Source organism: Isoptericola sp. GX10416 (assembly GCF_056590155.1).
Map to the genome: position 1 here is coordinate 420,329 of NZ_JBWPVO010000001.1, position 14,428 is coordinate 434,756.

15 protein-coding genes are annotated in these 14,428 nt (G+C 70.2%); 9 read left to right on the forward strand and 6 right to left on the reverse strand.

The annotated features are described in order from the left end of the window. Nucleotides 1-33: 33 nt before the first annotated feature. The 4 genes from qcrC (at nucleotide 34) to ACWAT2_RS02115 (ending at nucleotide 4,355) form a co-directional block, all read left to right on the forward strand. Nucleotides 34-816, forward strand: coding sequence for a cytochrome bc1 complex diheme cytochrome c subunit (qcrC, locus tag ACWAT2_RS02100; RefSeq protein ID WP_402371497.1), 783 nt, complete (start codon nucleotides 34-36; stop codon nucleotides 814-816). After that, the gene (qcrA, locus tag ACWAT2_RS02105; protein ID WP_402371496.1) at nucleotides 813-1,859 is read left to right on the forward strand and encodes a cytochrome bc1 complex Rieske iron-sulfur subunit; all 1,047 of its coding nucleotides are present in this window, start codon (nucleotides 813-815) and stop codon (nucleotides 1,857-1,859) included. The genes qcrC and qcrA overlap by 4 nt, the downstream gene beginning before the upstream one ends. Then, nucleotides 1,856-3,562: a cytochrome bc1 complex cytochrome b subunit gene (gene qcrB, locus ACWAT2_RS02110; RefSeq protein WP_402371495.1), complete on the forward strand. Its 1,707-nt coding sequence runs from the start codon at nucleotides 1,856-1,858 to the stop codon at nucleotides 3,560-3,562. The genes qcrA and qcrB overlap by 4 nt, the downstream gene beginning before the upstream one ends. Nucleotides 3,563-3,728: 166 nt before the next feature. Then, nucleotides 3,729-4,355, forward strand: a complete 627-nt coding sequence (locus tag ACWAT2_RS02115) for a superoxide dismutase (RefSeq protein ID WP_402371493.1) — start codon at nucleotides 3,729-3,731, stop codon at nucleotides 4,353-4,355. 187 nt (nucleotides 4,356-4,542) lie between these two features. Here the strand turns inward: ACWAT2_RS02115 and ACWAT2_RS02120 are convergent, their stop codons facing one another. From ACWAT2_RS02120 to ctaC, 3 genes are read right to left on the reverse strand one after another with little or no spacing between them, the layout of a single operon-like run. Beyond that, nucleotides 4,543-4,944, reverse strand: a complete 402-nt coding sequence (locus ACWAT2_RS02120) for a cytochrome c oxidase subunit 4 (RefSeq protein ID WP_402371491.1) — start codon at nucleotides 4,942-4,944, stop codon at nucleotides 4,543-4,545. After that, nucleotides 4,941-6,764, reverse strand: a complete 1,824-nt coding sequence (gene ctaD / locus ACWAT2_RS02125; RefSeq protein WP_402371490.1) for an aa3-type cytochrome oxidase subunit I — start codon at nucleotides 6,762-6,764, stop codon at nucleotides 4,941-4,943. The genes ACWAT2_RS02120 and ctaD overlap by 4 nt, the downstream gene beginning before the upstream one ends. Continuing rightward, on the reverse strand, nucleotides 6,764-7,690 hold the full coding sequence (ctaC, locus tag ACWAT2_RS02130; RefSeq protein WP_402371488.1) for an aa3-type cytochrome oxidase subunit II: 927 nt from the start codon (nucleotides 7,688-7,690) through the stop codon (nucleotides 6,764-6,766). The genes ctaD and ctaC overlap by 1 nt, the downstream gene beginning before the upstream one ends. 286 nt (nucleotides 7,691-7,976) lie before the next feature. Here ctaC and ACWAT2_RS02135 point away from each other — a divergent pair, with 286 nt between their 5' ends. Together ACWAT2_RS02135 and ACWAT2_RS02140 are read left to right on the forward strand one after the other, a co-directional pair. Beyond that, nucleotides 7,977-9,134, forward strand: coding sequence for a cysteine desulfurase family protein (locus tag ACWAT2_RS02135; RefSeq protein ID WP_402371487.1), 1,158 nt, complete (start codon nucleotides 7,977-7,979; stop codon nucleotides 9,132-9,134). Further along, nucleotides 9,131-9,388 carry a sulfurtransferase TusA family protein gene (locus ACWAT2_RS02140; protein ID WP_402371485.1) on the forward strand — a complete coding sequence of 86 codons (258 nt, stop codon included), beginning with the start codon at nucleotides 9,131-9,133 and terminating at the stop codon, nucleotides 9,386-9,388. The genes ACWAT2_RS02135 and ACWAT2_RS02140 overlap by 4 nt, the downstream gene beginning before the upstream one ends. A 144-nt stretch (nucleotides 9,389-9,532) precedes the next feature. Here the strand turns inward: ACWAT2_RS02140 and ACWAT2_RS02145 are convergent, their stop codons facing one another. Together ACWAT2_RS02145 and ACWAT2_RS02150 are read right to left on the reverse strand one after the other, a co-directional pair. After that, on the reverse strand, nucleotides 9,533-9,883 hold the full coding sequence (locus ACWAT2_RS02145) for a HesB/IscA family protein (protein ID WP_106269538.1): 351 nt from the start codon (nucleotides 9,881-9,883) through the stop codon (nucleotides 9,533-9,535). Between the two features lie 74 nt (nucleotides 9,884-9,957). Then, the gene (locus ACWAT2_RS02150) at nucleotides 9,958-10,485 is read right to left on the reverse strand and encodes a hypothetical protein (RefSeq protein WP_402371483.1); all 528 of its coding nucleotides are present in this window, start codon (nucleotides 10,483-10,485) and stop codon (nucleotides 9,958-9,960) included. Nucleotides 10,486-10,521: 36 nt separating this feature from the next. Here ACWAT2_RS02150 and nadA point away from each other — a divergent pair, with 36 nt between their 5' ends. The 3 genes from nadA to ACWAT2_RS02165 all read left to right on the forward strand — a co-directional run bounded on the left by nadA (nucleotide 10,522) and on the right by ACWAT2_RS02165 (nucleotide 12,972). Next, a complete protein-coding gene (gene nadA / locus ACWAT2_RS02155) occupies nucleotides 10,522-11,736 on the forward strand; it encodes a quinolinate synthase NadA (RefSeq protein WP_402371482.1) in 1,215 nt (404 codons plus the stop codon). Nucleotides 11,737-11,762: 26 nt separating this feature from the next. Then, a complete protein-coding gene (locus ACWAT2_RS02160) occupies nucleotides 11,763-12,362 on the forward strand; it encodes a DJ-1/PfpI family protein (protein WP_402371480.1) in 600 nt (199 codons plus the stop codon). Between the two features lie 67 nt (nucleotides 12,363-12,429). After that, nucleotides 12,430-12,972, forward strand: coding sequence for an acyl-CoA thioesterase (locus ACWAT2_RS02165; protein WP_402371479.1), 543 nt, complete (start codon nucleotides 12,430-12,432; stop codon nucleotides 12,970-12,972). Between the two features lie 54 nt (nucleotides 12,973-13,026). Here the strand turns inward: ACWAT2_RS02165 and ACWAT2_RS02170 are convergent, their stop codons facing one another. Further along, the gene (locus ACWAT2_RS02170; RefSeq protein ID WP_402371477.1) at nucleotides 13,027-14,412 is read right to left on the reverse strand and encodes a dipeptidase; all 1,386 of its coding nucleotides are present in this window, start codon (nucleotides 14,410-14,412) and stop codon (nucleotides 13,027-13,029) included. Between the last annotated feature and the right edge of the window lie 16 nt (nucleotides 14,413-14,428).

Consider the following 14,428-nt stretch of genomic DNA (forward strand, 5'->3'; position numbering starts at 1 on the left):
TGCACCACCCACCTGCGAGACGAGGACAATTTCGTGAAGGCACTCGCCGCCCGCCGGCACCACCGGGCCGCCCCGGTCGTGCTGCTGCTGCTGGCGCTGCTGGTCACGGGCGGCTTGTATGCCGTCCTGGCGCCGAGTCCGGCCACCGCCGAGACCGCCAGCACAGCGACCGACGTGGAGGAGGGGCATCGGCTCTTCCAGGCCAACTGCGCCACGTGCCACGGCCCGAACGCCGAGGGCACCCCGGAGGCCCCGTCGCTCGTCGGCGTGGGTGCTGCCGCGGTCGACTTCCAGGTCTCGACCGGCCGCATGCCCATGCAGATGAGCGGGCCGCAGGCTGCCGCGAAGCCGCCGCAGATGAACCCCGAGCAGACCGCCCAGCTCGCGGCCTACGTCGCCTCGCTCGGCGCCGGTCCGGCGATCCCCACGGAGGAGCAGGTCGACGCCTCGCTCGGGGACTCCGCCAACGGTGCGCTGCTGTTCCGCACCAACTGCGCGATGTGCCACAACGCCGTCGGCGCGGGCGGTGCGCTGTCCGAGGGCAAGTGGGCTCCGCCGCTGGACGACGTCTCGGAGCAGAACCTCTACCAGGCGATGCTGACCGGCCCGCAGTCGATGCCGGTCTTCAACGACGCCAACATCACTCCCGACGAGAAGCGCGACGTGATCGCCTACATCGTCGAGCAGCGAGACGGTTCGGCCGGAGGCATCTCCCTCGGCTCTCTGGGCCCCGTCAGTGAAGGCCTCTGGGCATGGGTCGTCGGCCTCGGGCTGATGATCGGTGCTGCCGTGTGGATCGGAGCGAAGTCCTCGTGAGCGAGAACCAGAACACCCCGGGCCGGGACGTCACGGCCCCGAACGCCGCGGCGCATCCCGAGCGCTTCGACGACCCCGGAGTCCCGGCGCACCGGTCGCGCCTGACCGACGTCGACCCGAAGGCTGCCAAGCGCAACGAGCGGCTCATCGCACTGATCTTCGGCATCTCGTGCGTGGGCGCCATCGCCAGCATCGTCGTCTACTTCGCGGTCCGCCCGGACGGCACGACGGCCGGCACCCGCCTCTCGACGGCCCTGCTGGGCACCACCATGGCGATCTCCCTGCTCGGCATCGGCATCGCCGCGATCCACTGGGCCAAGTCGCTCATGAGCGACCACGAGCACGTGGACGAGCGGCACACGCTCGCCAGCTCGCCCGAGGTCCGCGAGGTCGCCGTCCAGCACCTCGCCGACGGCGTCGAGGACTCGGGCATCGCACGCCGCGGCGTGCTCAAGGGTGCTGCGGTCTCGGCCCTGGCACTCTTCCCCCTGACGTTCGCCGTGCCGCTGATCTCCAGCGTCGGCGGCGACTGGAACGTCTCGAAGTTCCGGCACACCATCTGGGAGCGGAACAAGCGCCTCGCGTACGACCCCTCGGGTCGTCCGATCAGGGCCGCCGACCTCACGGTGGGCTCCGCAGCCCACGTGATCCCGGAGGCCTCCCAGGAGGAGATGCGGTCGCACGAGTGGATCACGGAGAAGGCCAAGGCCGTCGTGCTCCTCGTGCGCCTCAACCCGGAGGACCTCCGGTCCGACCAGTCGCCTGAGGGCGAGACCTGGTCGTACGACGGCATCGTCGCCTACTCGAAGATCTGCACCCACGTCGGGTGCCCTGTGGCCCTCTACGAGCAGCAGACGCACCACCTGCTGTGCCCGTGCCACCAGTCGACCTTCGACATGGCCGACGGCGCCAAGGTCGTCTTCGGTCCTGCGAACCGTCCGCTGCCCCAGCTGCCCATCACCGTCGACGACGAGGGCTATCTCGTGGCGCAGGACGACTTCGCCGAGCCCATCGGCCCGAGCTACTGGGAGCGCCTGAAGTGAGCACCGACACCAGCCCCTCCGCGGCCGACGCGCCGACGACGCCCGCCGGCAAGGCGGCCGACTACCTGGACCAGCGCACCTCCGTCGGAGGTGCCGTCAAGGAGTTCGCCCGCAAGGTCTTCCCCGACCACTGGTCCTTCATGCTCGGCGAGATGGCACTGTTCTCGTTCGTCGTGCTGCTGCTGACCGGCGTCTTCCTGACGATGTTCTTCGACCCGTCGATGGCCCTGATCGAGTACCACGGCGACGGCCCCGAGGCGATGCAGGGCCAGCTGATGTCTGTGGCCTTCGCCTCGACGCTGGACCTGTCGTTCGAGGTCCGTGGCGGGCTGCTCATGCGCCAGATCCACCACTGGGCGGCCCTGGTCTTCATGGCCTCCATCGTCGTCCACATGATGCGCGTGTTCTTCACGGGCGCCTTCCGCAAGCCGCGCGAGATCAACTGGCTCGTCGGCACGGTGCTGATGATCCTCGGGCTGGCCGCCGGCTTCTCCGGCTACTCGCTGCCCGACGACGTCCTCTCCGGCAACGGTCTGCGGATCACCGACGGCGTGGTGAAGTCGCTGCCGATCATCGGCTCGTACCTGTCGTACTTCGTCTTCGGCGGCGAGTTCCCGGGCGAGCACATCATCCCCCGCCTCTTCACGGTGCACATCCTGCTCGTGCCGGCGCTGATCCTCGCGCTGATCGGTGTCCACCTGTTCCTCATGGTGCTGCACAAGCACACGCAGTACCCGGGTGGCGGTCGCACGCACAAGAACGTCGTCGGCTACCCGCTGTTCCCGGTCTACATCGCCAAGATGGGTGGGAACTTCTTCATCGTCTTCGGCATCCTGGCCCTCATGGGTGCCACGATGAGCATCAACAACGTGTGGAACTACGGTCCGTACGACCCGTCACCGATCGGTGCGGGTGCGCAACCGGACTGGTACATGCTCTTCCTCGAAGGCTCGCTCCGTCTGATGCCCGGCGCCGGGACGGAATGGGTCATCTTCGGGTACACGCTGTCGCTGAACGTCCTGATCCCGGCGGTCGTCATCCCCGGCCTGCTGTTCACGTTCCTGTTCGTCTACCCGTTCCTCGAGGCACGGGTGACCGGCGACAAGCGCGAGCACCACGTGCTCGACCGTCCCCGCAACGTGCCGGTGCGCACGGGTCTGGGCGTGGCCTTCCTGACCGCGTTCGTCATCCTCGCGCTGGCCGGCTCGAACGACCTCATCGCCACGCACTTCGCGATGTCGCTCAACCAGATCACCTGGGCCTTCCGCATCCTGTTCTTCGTCGGTCCGGTCCTCGGGTTCTGGATCACCAAGCGGATCTGCCTCGGCCTGCAGCGCAAGGACCGCGAGCTCGTCCTGCACGGGCACGAGACCGGTCGCATCGTGCGGTTCGCCAACGGTGAGTACATCGAGGTGCACCGTCCGCTCGATGAGCAGGAGCGGTGGCTGCGGGTCAACTACGACGCTCACAAGCCGCTCGAGATCGAGCCCGCGACCGACGCCCGCGGCGTCAAGCGGCCCGGCTACAAGAAGGACAAGCGGTGGCAGAAGCTGTCGCGGTTCTTCTACGAGGACCGCGTCGAGCCCGTCACGCCCGCCGAGCTCGCCGCCGCGCACTCGCACGGTGAGCACGACGAGGTCGAGTCCGCCCAGCACTCCCCCGAGCTGGTCTCGGGGGCCGAGAACGCCGATCGGGAGCACTGAGTCTCCTGAGCGGATAGACGACAGGCCCGCGCATCTTCGCCCGCTGTGGCGAGCAAGATGCGCGGGTCTCTGTCTATCCTTCACCGGCGGGCACGTCCGCCGGATCGGCGCCGCACCATCGCGCACTCCCGCGGTGCGCGAACCCGACAACGGAAGGTACATGAGCATGGCTGTCTACACGCTGCCTGACCTGCCCTACGACTACAGCGCGCTCGAGCCGCACATCAGCGGCAAGATCATGGAGCTGCACCACGACAAGCACCACGCCGCCTACGTGGCCGGTGCGAACACCGCGCTGGAGAAGCTGGCCGAGGCACGCGAGTCCGGTGACCTCGCCACGGTGAACCTCCACGAGAAGAACCTGGCGTTCAACCTCGGCGGTCACACCAACCACACGGTGTTCTGGCACAACCTGTCCCCCGAGGGCGGCGGTGAGCCGGAGGGCGAGCTGGCCGAGGCGATCAAGGACCAGTTCGGTTCCTTCGCCGCGTTCCAGGCGCACTTTGCTGCGACCGCCACGGGAATCCAGGGCTCCGGCTGGGCCGTGCTCGGCTGGGACTCCATCGGCCAGCGACTGGCCATCTTCCAGCTCTTCGACCAGCAGGCCAACGTCCCGGTCGGCATCACCCCGCTGCTCATGCTCGACATGTGGGAGCACGCCTTCTACCTCGACTACCTCAACGTCAAGGCCGACTACGTCAAGGCGTTCTGGAACATCGCGAACTGGCGTGACGTCGCCGCTCGCCTCGACCGTGCCCGGACCCAGACCACCGGGCTGATCCTCCCGGCCTGATCTTCAGGGCACACATCGACAGGAGCCCGGCTCGCACCTTCGTGCGAGCCGGGCTCCTGCGTCTGCTTTGGCGGTCACAGCTCCGGCCTCGCCCTGGAACGACACGGTCCCCGCAACCCCCAGGACGTCTGGGCGTTGCGGGGACCGCTAGAACCTGCGCGCAGAGACCGCCCCGTCGCGGAACGACTCAGTGGGCGTGCTGCCCCCGGCTGAACTCGAAGACCCAGCCGACGAGGCCGACCAGACCCAGGATCAGGCTGATGTAGAAGACCCACCAGCCGACGGCGAGCCCGAGGAATGCCACAGCGGCACCGCCGGCGAGCACCAGCGGCCACCACGACCACGGCGCGTAGACGCCCTGGTCGCCGGAGCCCTGATCGATCTCGCCTTGCTCGTCGTCCTCGGGACGCGGGTCGATGTGCCGGGCCTGCAGCGCCAGGTACGCGCCGACCATCGCCATCAGCCCACCGATGAGGGGAAGACCGAGATACCCCACCGGTTCGCTCCAGCCGCCGAAGAAGCCGTAGAGCACACCGACGACGACGAAGAAGGGGGCCAGCCAGATGAAGAGCCGAATCTCGATCTTCACTTGTTCTTCTCCTCGTCCTCAGGGTCGTCGACGGCCGTGGCCGACTCGCTCTTCTCGGGATACTCCTGCATCGAGAGGTGCTCGACGTGCTCGGCCTGCCCCGTCCTGTCCGCCCCACCGTAGACAGCCTCCAGGCCGTTCTGGTTGAGGTGCGGGTCTTCCATGGCCGCGACCTCAGGGTGGTGCAGGTCGAATGCCGGCGACTCGGAACGGATACGCGGCAGCGACGTGAAGTTGTGCCGCGGCGGCGGGCAGGAGGTCGCCCACTCGAGCGAGCGGCCGTAGCCCCACGGGTCGTCGACGGTCACGCGGGGCGCGTTGCGCCAGGACGCGTAGACGTTCCACAGGAAGGGCAGCGTCGACGCGGCGAGGATGAACGCACCGACCGTCGAGACCTGGTTCTCCCAGGTGAAGCCTTCGTCAGGCATGTAGTCGGCGTACCGACGAGCCATCCCCTCGACCCCGAGCCAGTGCTGGACGAGGAACGTCATGTGGAAGCCGACGAACAGGACCCAGAAGTGGATCTTGCCGAGCCGTTCGTTGAGCATCCGGCCGGTGAACTTGGGCCACCAGAAGTAGAAGCCGGCGAACATGGCGAACACGACGGTGCCGAAGACGACGTAGTGGAAGTGCGCCACCACGAAGTAGGTGTCCGAGACGTGGAAGTCCAGCGCAGGGCTCGACAGGATGATGCCCGTCAGGCCACCGAAGAGGAACGTGACGAGGAACCCGATCGACCACAGCATGGGTGTCTCGAACGTCAGCTTCCCGCGCCACATCGTGCCGATCCAGTTGAAGAACTTCACACCGGTCGGGACCGCGATGAGCATCGTCATGAAGGCGAAGAACGGCAGCAGCACGGCACCCGTGACGTACATGTGGTGCGCCCAGACCGTCACCGAGAGCGCGGCGATCGCGATGGTCGCGTAGACGAGGCCCTTGTACCCGAAGATCGGCTTGCGGCTGAACACCGGGAAGATCTCGGAGACGATGCCGAAGAACGGCAGCGCGATGATGTAGACCTCAGGGTGCCCGAAGAACCAGAACAGGTGCTGCCACAGCACCGCTCCCCCGTTGTCGGGGTTGAAGATCTGCGAGTTGAACCGCCGGTCCGCGCCGAGGGCGAAGAGCGCCGAGGCGAGGGGCGGGAACGCCATGAGGATCAGCAGGCTGGTGACCAGCGTGTTCCAGGTGAAGATCGGCATCCGGAACATCGTCATGCCCGGCGCGCGCATGCAGATCACCGTCGTGATGAAGTTGACGGCACCGAGGATCGTGCCGAAACCGGCCAACGCCAGGCCGAAGACCCAGAGGTCCCCTCCCAACCCCGGACTGAACGTCGTGTTCGACAACGGCGCGTAGGCGAACCACCCGAACGACGCCGCACCCTGCGGGGTGAAGAAGCCTGCCGCGGCGATGAGCCCGCCGAACAGGAACAGCCAGTAGGCGAACATGTTCAGGCGCGGGAACGCCACGTCGGGCGCGCCGATCTGCAGCGGCATGATGACGTTCGCGAAGCCCGCGAAGAGCGGTGTCGCGAAGAGCAGCAGCATGATCGTGCCGTGCATCGTGAAGAGCTGGTTGTACTGCTCCTTGCTCTGCACGATCTGGATGCCGGGCAGGAAGAGCTCGGCGCGGATGAGCAGCGCGAGGATCCCTCCCACGGTGAACCAGAAGAACGACGTGATCAGGTACATGTAGCCGATGGTCTTGTGGTCGGTGGAGGTGATCCACTTCACGACCGTACGGCCCAGGGTCTGCCGCTCGGAACGGAGGCCGGGAACGACCTCGGCTCCGTACGCGGTCTCTGTGGTGGCCATCAGCCCTCGACCTCCGGAGTGGTGTCTTGGTCGGTGAACTCGCCGTGCTGCTGGCGGTTGAGCTCCAGGCCGAGCTCACCGGTCTGTCCCTTGGCCTCGAGCTCGGCCATCTGTGCGTCGTACTCGGCGCGGTCCACGACCTTGACGTTGAAGAGCATGCCGGAGTGGAACTCTCCGCAGAGCTCGGCGCACTTGCCGGCGTAGGTCCCCTCACGCTCGGGCACGACCTGGAAGCTGTTCGACCGCCCCGGGATCATGTCCATCTTGAAGAGGAACGCAGGGATCCAGAACGAGTGGATGACGTCACGCGACTCCACGGTGAACTCGACGCGCTCGCCGACGGGCAGGTACAGCGTCGGCAGCGCCTGCGACGTGCCGGGCGCACCGTCGATCTCGTCCTCCGCGGTCTGCGAGCCCGGGTCCAGCAGCTGCTGGCCCGACTCGTACACGCCGTCGTCGAGGTAGTTGAAGTCCCAGCTCCACTGCTTGCCGATGACCTCGATGCTGACGTCGGGCTGCTCGGACGTGGTGTCGACGATGGAGGTCATGTCGCGGTTCGTGTAGACGAACAGCACGAGGACCATGAGCGTGGGCACGATCGTGTACATGATCTCGAGCGGCATGTGGTAGCGGGTCTGCACCGGCAGGCGGTGGTCGTCGCGACGCTTGCGGTAGGCGGCGACGCACCACAGCATCAGCCCCCAGGTGATGACACCGACGGCGAGGGCGGCGACCCAGGATCCGACCCAGAGCTCTGTGATCCGTCCGGTCTGGTTGGTCACCTCCCCGTCGGTGTAGCCGGGAAGGTATCCACGCTGGGCGGCGTCGCTGGCGCAGCCGGAGGCGAGCGTCGCGACCGCGACGGCGAGAGCCGTCGCACGCAACGCCAGTGCCCGCCGGGTGCGGGTGGGGCTCTTCGAGTGCAAGGGAGGCCTTTCACGTCTCGTCCGACCGCCGCACTCTGGCTCAGAGCGCACGGATAGGACCTTCGTCCTCGATGAGAACAGCCTAGCGTGACCTTCACGCTTTCGACGCCAGAAGCGCCCGGTTCCTACCTGACGAGCACGCCCCTCGGCGTCGCCATCCGGGCGGTTCGCGACAACCCCTCCGACGGTGTCAGATCGCGAGCACGTTGGCCGTCCTCCGCGGGCCCACGGCATCATGGTTCGTGCGTACCGCGCACCGTTCCACCACCGCTTCGAAGGGTTCCGTGTGACACACCCCACCGCAGGCACCGGCCGGACCCACCTGGACAACGGTGGCCGGGCGCCCTGGCACCCGCTGGCCCGGACGGCATTTCTCCAGGCGCTCGACGACGGGTGGGCGGACCCGCGCCGGCTGCACACCGAGGGTCGTCGCGCGGCGGCCCTGCTGGCCGGCGCCCGCGAGGCCGTGGCCGACGTGCTCGGCGCGCGGACCGAGGAGGTCCGGTTCACCCCATCGCACACCGCTTCGCTGCACGCCGCCGTCGCACAGGTCGCCCAGGCACGACGGCGTCACGGCGGCGACGTCGTCGTCGGTGCGGCGGAGCGGGCCGCGGTCCTGCACGCCGCCGACCACGTGCTGGCCCCCGACGGCCGGCGGGTGACCGTCCCGGTCGACACCTCCGGACGCGTGGACGTGGACGCCTACGCCACGGCGCTCTCCGCCGGCGGCGTCGCTCTCGCGGCGCTGCAGCACGCCAACGGCGAGGTCGGCACGACCCAGCCGGTCGAGGCCGTGCACGAGGCCGCCCGGATGGCCGGGGTGCCGCTGCTCGTGGACGCCGGTGCCAGCCTGGGCCACGCGGTCGTCGGTCCGGCCTGGGACGTGCTCGCCGCCGACCCGGCCGACTGGGGCGCGCCCGCAGGGGTGGGGATCGTCGCCGCACGGCAACGGACCCGCACCGTCGCCACCGGACCGGAGGACCCCGAGCCGTGGGCGCCCGGGGGCGTGAGCGTCCCTGCCGTCTTCGCGGCCGCCGTCGCGCTCCAGGCGGCCGAGGCGGACCGCGCGCAGGCCGACGCCCGTCGTCGCGCCCTGGTCGACGAGATCCGCGCACGGGTGGCACTCATCCCGGACGTGGAGGTGGTGGGCGACCCGTCGGAGCGGCTCCCGCACGTGGTGACGTTCTCGTTCCTGTACGTGGACGGCGAGGCGCTGGTGACCGAGCTGGACCGCGCAGGGTTCGCCGTCGGGTCCGGGTCGGCCTGCACCGCCAGCACGCTCGAGCCCTCCCACGTCCTCGCGGCGATGGGCGTGCTCACGCACGGCAACGTGCGGATCGCCCTCGACCGCTCGACGACGCGCGCCGAGGTCGACCGGTTCCTCGACGTCCTGCCGGAGGCCGTGGCCACGGTGCGGGAGATGCTGGGGGTCCAGGGGCTGTGAGCACGGACGAGGCGTACGACGGCCACGTGGTGGACGCTCGAGGGCTGCGCTGCCCGCTCCCGGTGATCCGGCTGGCCGAGCGTTCGAAGGAGCTGCCGCCCGGCACCGAGGTGACCGTCCTGGCCACCGATCCGGCCGCGCAGCACGACGTTCCCGCCTGGGCCCGCCTGCGGGGCCACGCCGTCACGGGGGCACGCACGCACGAGGCGGACGGTGGACCCTGGTGGGCCCTGACCGTCCGCCTCGGGGACTGACTCTGCCTCCGGCTCAGACCGAGTCGTCTCGGCTGAGCCTGCGGTTCCGCTCTGGCTCAGACCGAGTCATTTCGGCTGAGCCGGCGGTTCCGCTCCGGGCGAGCGCCTCGTTCCTCGGCCCTCACCCTGCGCTGCACCTCCGGCTCAGCCGAAGGAGCCGCCGCAGGCGCAGGACTCGCCGGCGTTGGGGTTGTCGATCGTGAAGCCCTGCTTCTCGATGGTGTCGGCGAAGTCGATCTTCGCGCCGTCGAGGTACGGGACGCTCATGCGGTCCACGACGACCTCGACGCCGTCGTAGTCGCGCAGCGCGTCCCCGTCGAGCAGGCGCTCGTCGAAGTAGAGCTGGTAGATGAGGCCGGAACAGCCGCCGGGCTGGACAGCGACGCGCAGACGCAGGTCGTCACGGCCCTCCTGCTCGAGGAGGGTGCGGACCTTGTTCGCGGCGACCTCGGAGAGCTCGACGCCGTGCGTGGCGATCTCGGTGGTGTCGGTCATGCTTCCTCCAACAGGTTGGCCGGGTCGGCTGTTCCCGATCCTACGCCGGAATCTCGTCGGGTCGAGGACTCATCTCACAGCGTGCCCCAGGACGGCGCCCAGGTGCGAGCCGCGCGTCCCACCGCGGCGACGTCCCACGGCTCGCCCACCTCGTGGACACCCACGACCCCGGCGGCCGACAGCTCGCGGCGGGACACCTCGGAGCGGCCCGCGAGCACCACGACGGGCACGGCGTACGGTGCCGCCGCACGCGCGGCGTCCGCCGCGGGACCCGCGTGCAGCGCCGCGCCGTCGAGCACCCGCACGTGCACCACGACGAGATCCGCCCCGGCCGTGCGCTCCGCGAGCAGCGCGACCTCCGGGGCCACGCGCGGCGGCCCGACGCTCGACAGCCCGAGCGCCGTCGTCGGCACGAACACCCCGGGCGGCTCGGGCGACTCCCCCGGCCGACCTGGAGGCGGCGGCTCGGCCGTCGGCAGGACCAAGGGCTCGACGGCGCAGCGGGGCGCGGCGGCGGACCAGGCGGCCGCGAGCGCCGCGGCACCGGCGGCGGGGTCGTCAGGATCAGTGCCGCCGGACGCGGCGACGATGAGCGCGTGCACGGAGCCGATCGTGACACATTCGCGCGTCGTGGGAAGATGGGGCGCGTGAGCACTCTGCTGAACGAGACGTCATCCTTCGTCGAGCCGGCATCGTCCCCGCTGCTCCTGCTCGGGCAGGGGCGCGACCTGGCGTCCGAACGCGGCGTCGAGTGTACCGGCGCCCTCCCCTCGCCGTCGGACCCGGACCTGGTCGAGCGAGCGCGCGCGGCGCGGGCGGCGCTCGGTGACCGCGCCTTCGTGCTCGGTCACCACTACCAGCGCGACGAGGTCATCGACTTCGCGGACGTGACGGGCGACTCGTTCAAGCTCGCACGGTCCGCCGCGGCGCGACCGGAGGCGGAGTTCGTCATCTTCTGCGGCGTGCACTTCATGGCGGAGTCCGCGGACATCCTCACGGCGGACACCCAGCAGGTCGTGCTGCCCGACATGGCGGCCGGCTGCTCGATGGCGGACATGGCGGAGATCTCGCAGGTCGAGGAGGCGTGGGCCGTGCTGGAGGACGCCGGCGTCGCGGCCGACACGATCCCCGTCACCTACATGAACTCCACCGCCGCCATCAAGGCGTTCACGGGGCGGCACGGGGGCACCGTGTGCACCTCCTCGAACGCCCAGGTGGCGCTGCGCTGGGCCTTCGACAAGGTCGGGGGCGTCGACGGGACCGGCAAGGTCCTGTTCATGCCCGACCAGCACCTGGGCCGCAACACGGCGGTGCTCCAGCTCGGCATGAGCCTCGACGACTGCGTCGTCTTCGACCCGCGCAAGCCCGGTGGCGGCCTGACCGCCGCGGAGCTGCGCGACGCCCGGATGATCCTGTGGCGCGGCCACTGCTCGGTGCACGGCCGGTTCTCGGAGCGCAACGTCGCCGACATCCGGGCCGCGGTGCCGGACGTCAACGTGCTGGTCCACCCGGAGTGCAAGCACGAGGTCGTCAACGCCGCGGACATGGTCGGCTCGACCGAGTTCATCATCAAGACTCTCGAGAACGCCGAGCCGGGCTCGTCGTGGGCGATCGGCACCGAGCTCAACCTGGTGCGCCGGGTCGCCGCCGCGCACCCGGACAAGCAGGTGCACTACCTCGACTCGACGGTCTGCTTCTGCTCGACCATGAACCGCATCGACCTGCCGCACCTCGTCTGGGCGATGGAGTCGCTCGTCGAGGGTCGCGTGGTCAACCGCATCGTCGTGGACGCCGACGACGCGCACTGGGCCCAGGTGGCCCTCGACCAGATGCTGGCGCTGCCCGGCCTCTGAGACGGACGGAAGGCGATGACCGTGCGATGAGCACCGACGGCGGGCTGAACGTCGGAGTCCTCGTGTTCGACGAGGCGGACGAGCTGGACGTGGTCGGACCGTTCGAGGTCTTCACCACCTGGTCCGGGCACTCGGACCTGAAGCCGCACGTCAGCACGTTCTCGTGCAACGGCGACGGGGTGCGGCTCGCGGGTGGGCTGCGGATGCTTCCCAACCGGTCCGCGGACGACGTGGGTCCTCTGCACGTGCTGGTCCACCCCGGCGGGTGGGGCACCCATCGCCTGCTCGAGGACGGTGCGCACCTGGAGTGGTTGCGCGCCGTCCGGGCCCAGACCCCCGTCGTCGCCAGCGTCTGCACGGGGGCGCACGTCCTGGCCGCTGCCGGCCTGCTCGCCGGGCGCCCCGCGACCACGCACCGGGACCACTACGACGAGCTGACGCGGATCGACCCGAGCATCCTCGTCGACACCGAGGCCAGGTTCGTGGACGACGGCGACGTGGTCACCTCGGCAGGGGTGTCCGCCGGTATCGACATGGCGCTGCACCTCGTGGCCCGGCTGGAGTCCGAGGGCGCCGCGGCGGAGGTGCGCCGTGCACTGCAGTACGACCTCCTGCCGCCGGTGTGACGCCGTCGGGCACGGTCCGCCAGCGCCGATACCTGATACCGCGCGTCGCTGACATATCGTGGCGCCCATGACGAGGATGATCCAGCTCGCCAGGGCCTCCCTGCTCCCCCGCCGGCCTGTTCCCGGGCGCGGGCTGCTCGAGGCGTCCACCACCGTGCTGCGCGTGCACCCCGGCGACCTGGACATGTACCTCCACGTCAACAACGGCTCGTACCTGCAGATGATGGACGTGGCCCGCTCGAACCTCATCGCGGACCTGGGCGGTTTCGCCCCGCTGAAGGGCAAGGGCTGGTACCCCGTCGTCGCGGCCTCGACGATGACCTACAAGCGTTCGCTGCAGCTCTTCGACCGCGTCGAGATCAGCACGCGCGTCCTCGGCTGGGACGCCCGGGTGGTGTACATCGAGCAGGTCTTCACCTGCCGCGACACGTTCGCGGCCCGGGGCTGGGTGGCCGGGCGCTTCCTGGGGAAGGACGGGTCGCGCGTCGCGCCGGCCGACGTCGCCGCCCTGCTCGGCGGGACGCCGGTCGAGAGCCCCGCGCTGCCGCAGGACGTCGCCGCGTGGGCCCGGTCGGTCGATGTGGCGCACCGCGAGACCGACCGGGCCTGACCAGACCGGTTCAGCCTCGGACCGGCGGCCGCGTCGTCGAACCCGGCGAGCCGGTCATGCCCGGGCGCCCGCGAGCTGGCGCAGCAGCAGGGCCTCGGCGAGGACGACGTGGCGCAGCTCGCCGAGGTGCACCGACTCGTTGGCGCCGTGCGCCCGCGAGTCCGGGTCCTCCACACCGGTGACCAGCACGGCGGCCTGCGGGAACGCCTCGAGCAGGTCCGCGATGAACGGGATCGAGCCCCCGACGCCGATGTCGACGGGCTCGGTGCCCCACGCCGCCGCGAACGCGGTGCGCGCGGCCCGCATGGCGGGCGAGTCCGCCGGTGCCCCGAAGGCCTTGCCCTGCTCACCCGGCGTCCAGGTGACCCTGGCGCCGAACGGAGCGTGCGCCTCGAGGTGCGCGCGCAGCGCCTCCTCGGCCACCTTCGGCTCGAGGCCCGGCGGGATCCGCACCGAGATCTTCGCCGCGGAGCGCGGAGCGAGGGTGTTCGAGGCGTGCGCCACCGAGGTGGCGTCGATGCCGATGACCGCGATCGCCGGCTTGGTCCACAGACGTCCCGCGATGGTTCCCGTGCCCGCCAGCCGGACGCCGTCGAGCACCGAGGCGTCGCCGCGGAAGTCCGCCTCGGCGTAGTCGACCTCCGGTTCGCCGGCGCTGGTGAGCCCGGCGACCGCCACGTTCCCCGCATCGTCGTGCAGCGTGGCGACGAGCCGCGCGAGCAGGACGTTCGCGTCCAGCACCGGTCCGCCGAACATCCCGGAGTGCACGGCGTGCTCCAGCACCTCGACGGAGACGACGCCGTCGACCAGGCCGCGCAGCGACGTCGTCAGGGCCGGGACGCCGACCTTCCAGTTCGTCGAGTCCGCCACGACGATCACGTCGGCGGCGAGCAGCTCGTGGTGGTCGGCGAGGAACTGCGCGAAGCTCGGCGAGCCGGCCTCCTCCTCGCCCTCCACGAACACGGTCACGCCCACACCGAGCTCGTCGCCGGCCGCGGCCAGCGTCCGTAACGCTCCCACGTGAGCCATGAGGCCGGCCTTGTCGTCGGCCGCGCCACGACCGAACAGACGCTCGCCGACCTGCGTCGGCTCGAACGGGTCGGTCTCCCAGGCCAGTGCGTCGCCGGGCGGCTGGACGTCGTGGTGCGCGTACAGCAGGACGGTCGGTTCACCCTCGCGGGCCGGGCGGCGGGCCACGACGGCGGGGGCACCGGCCGTGCCGTCGGGCCGCGCCGACCGCAGCACGCGCACGTCGGGCAGGCCGACCCCGCGCAGCAGGTCGGCCACGGTGCCGGCGCTCGTCTCGACGTGCGTCTGGTCGAAGGCGGCCGCGGAGACGCTCGGGATCCGGACCAGGGTCTCCAGGTCCGCCTGGAGGGCAGGGAACAGCTCGTCGACGCGGGCGCGCAGGGCGGCCACGTCCCTCTCGGTGTGGTTCACGGCTCCACGCTACCGG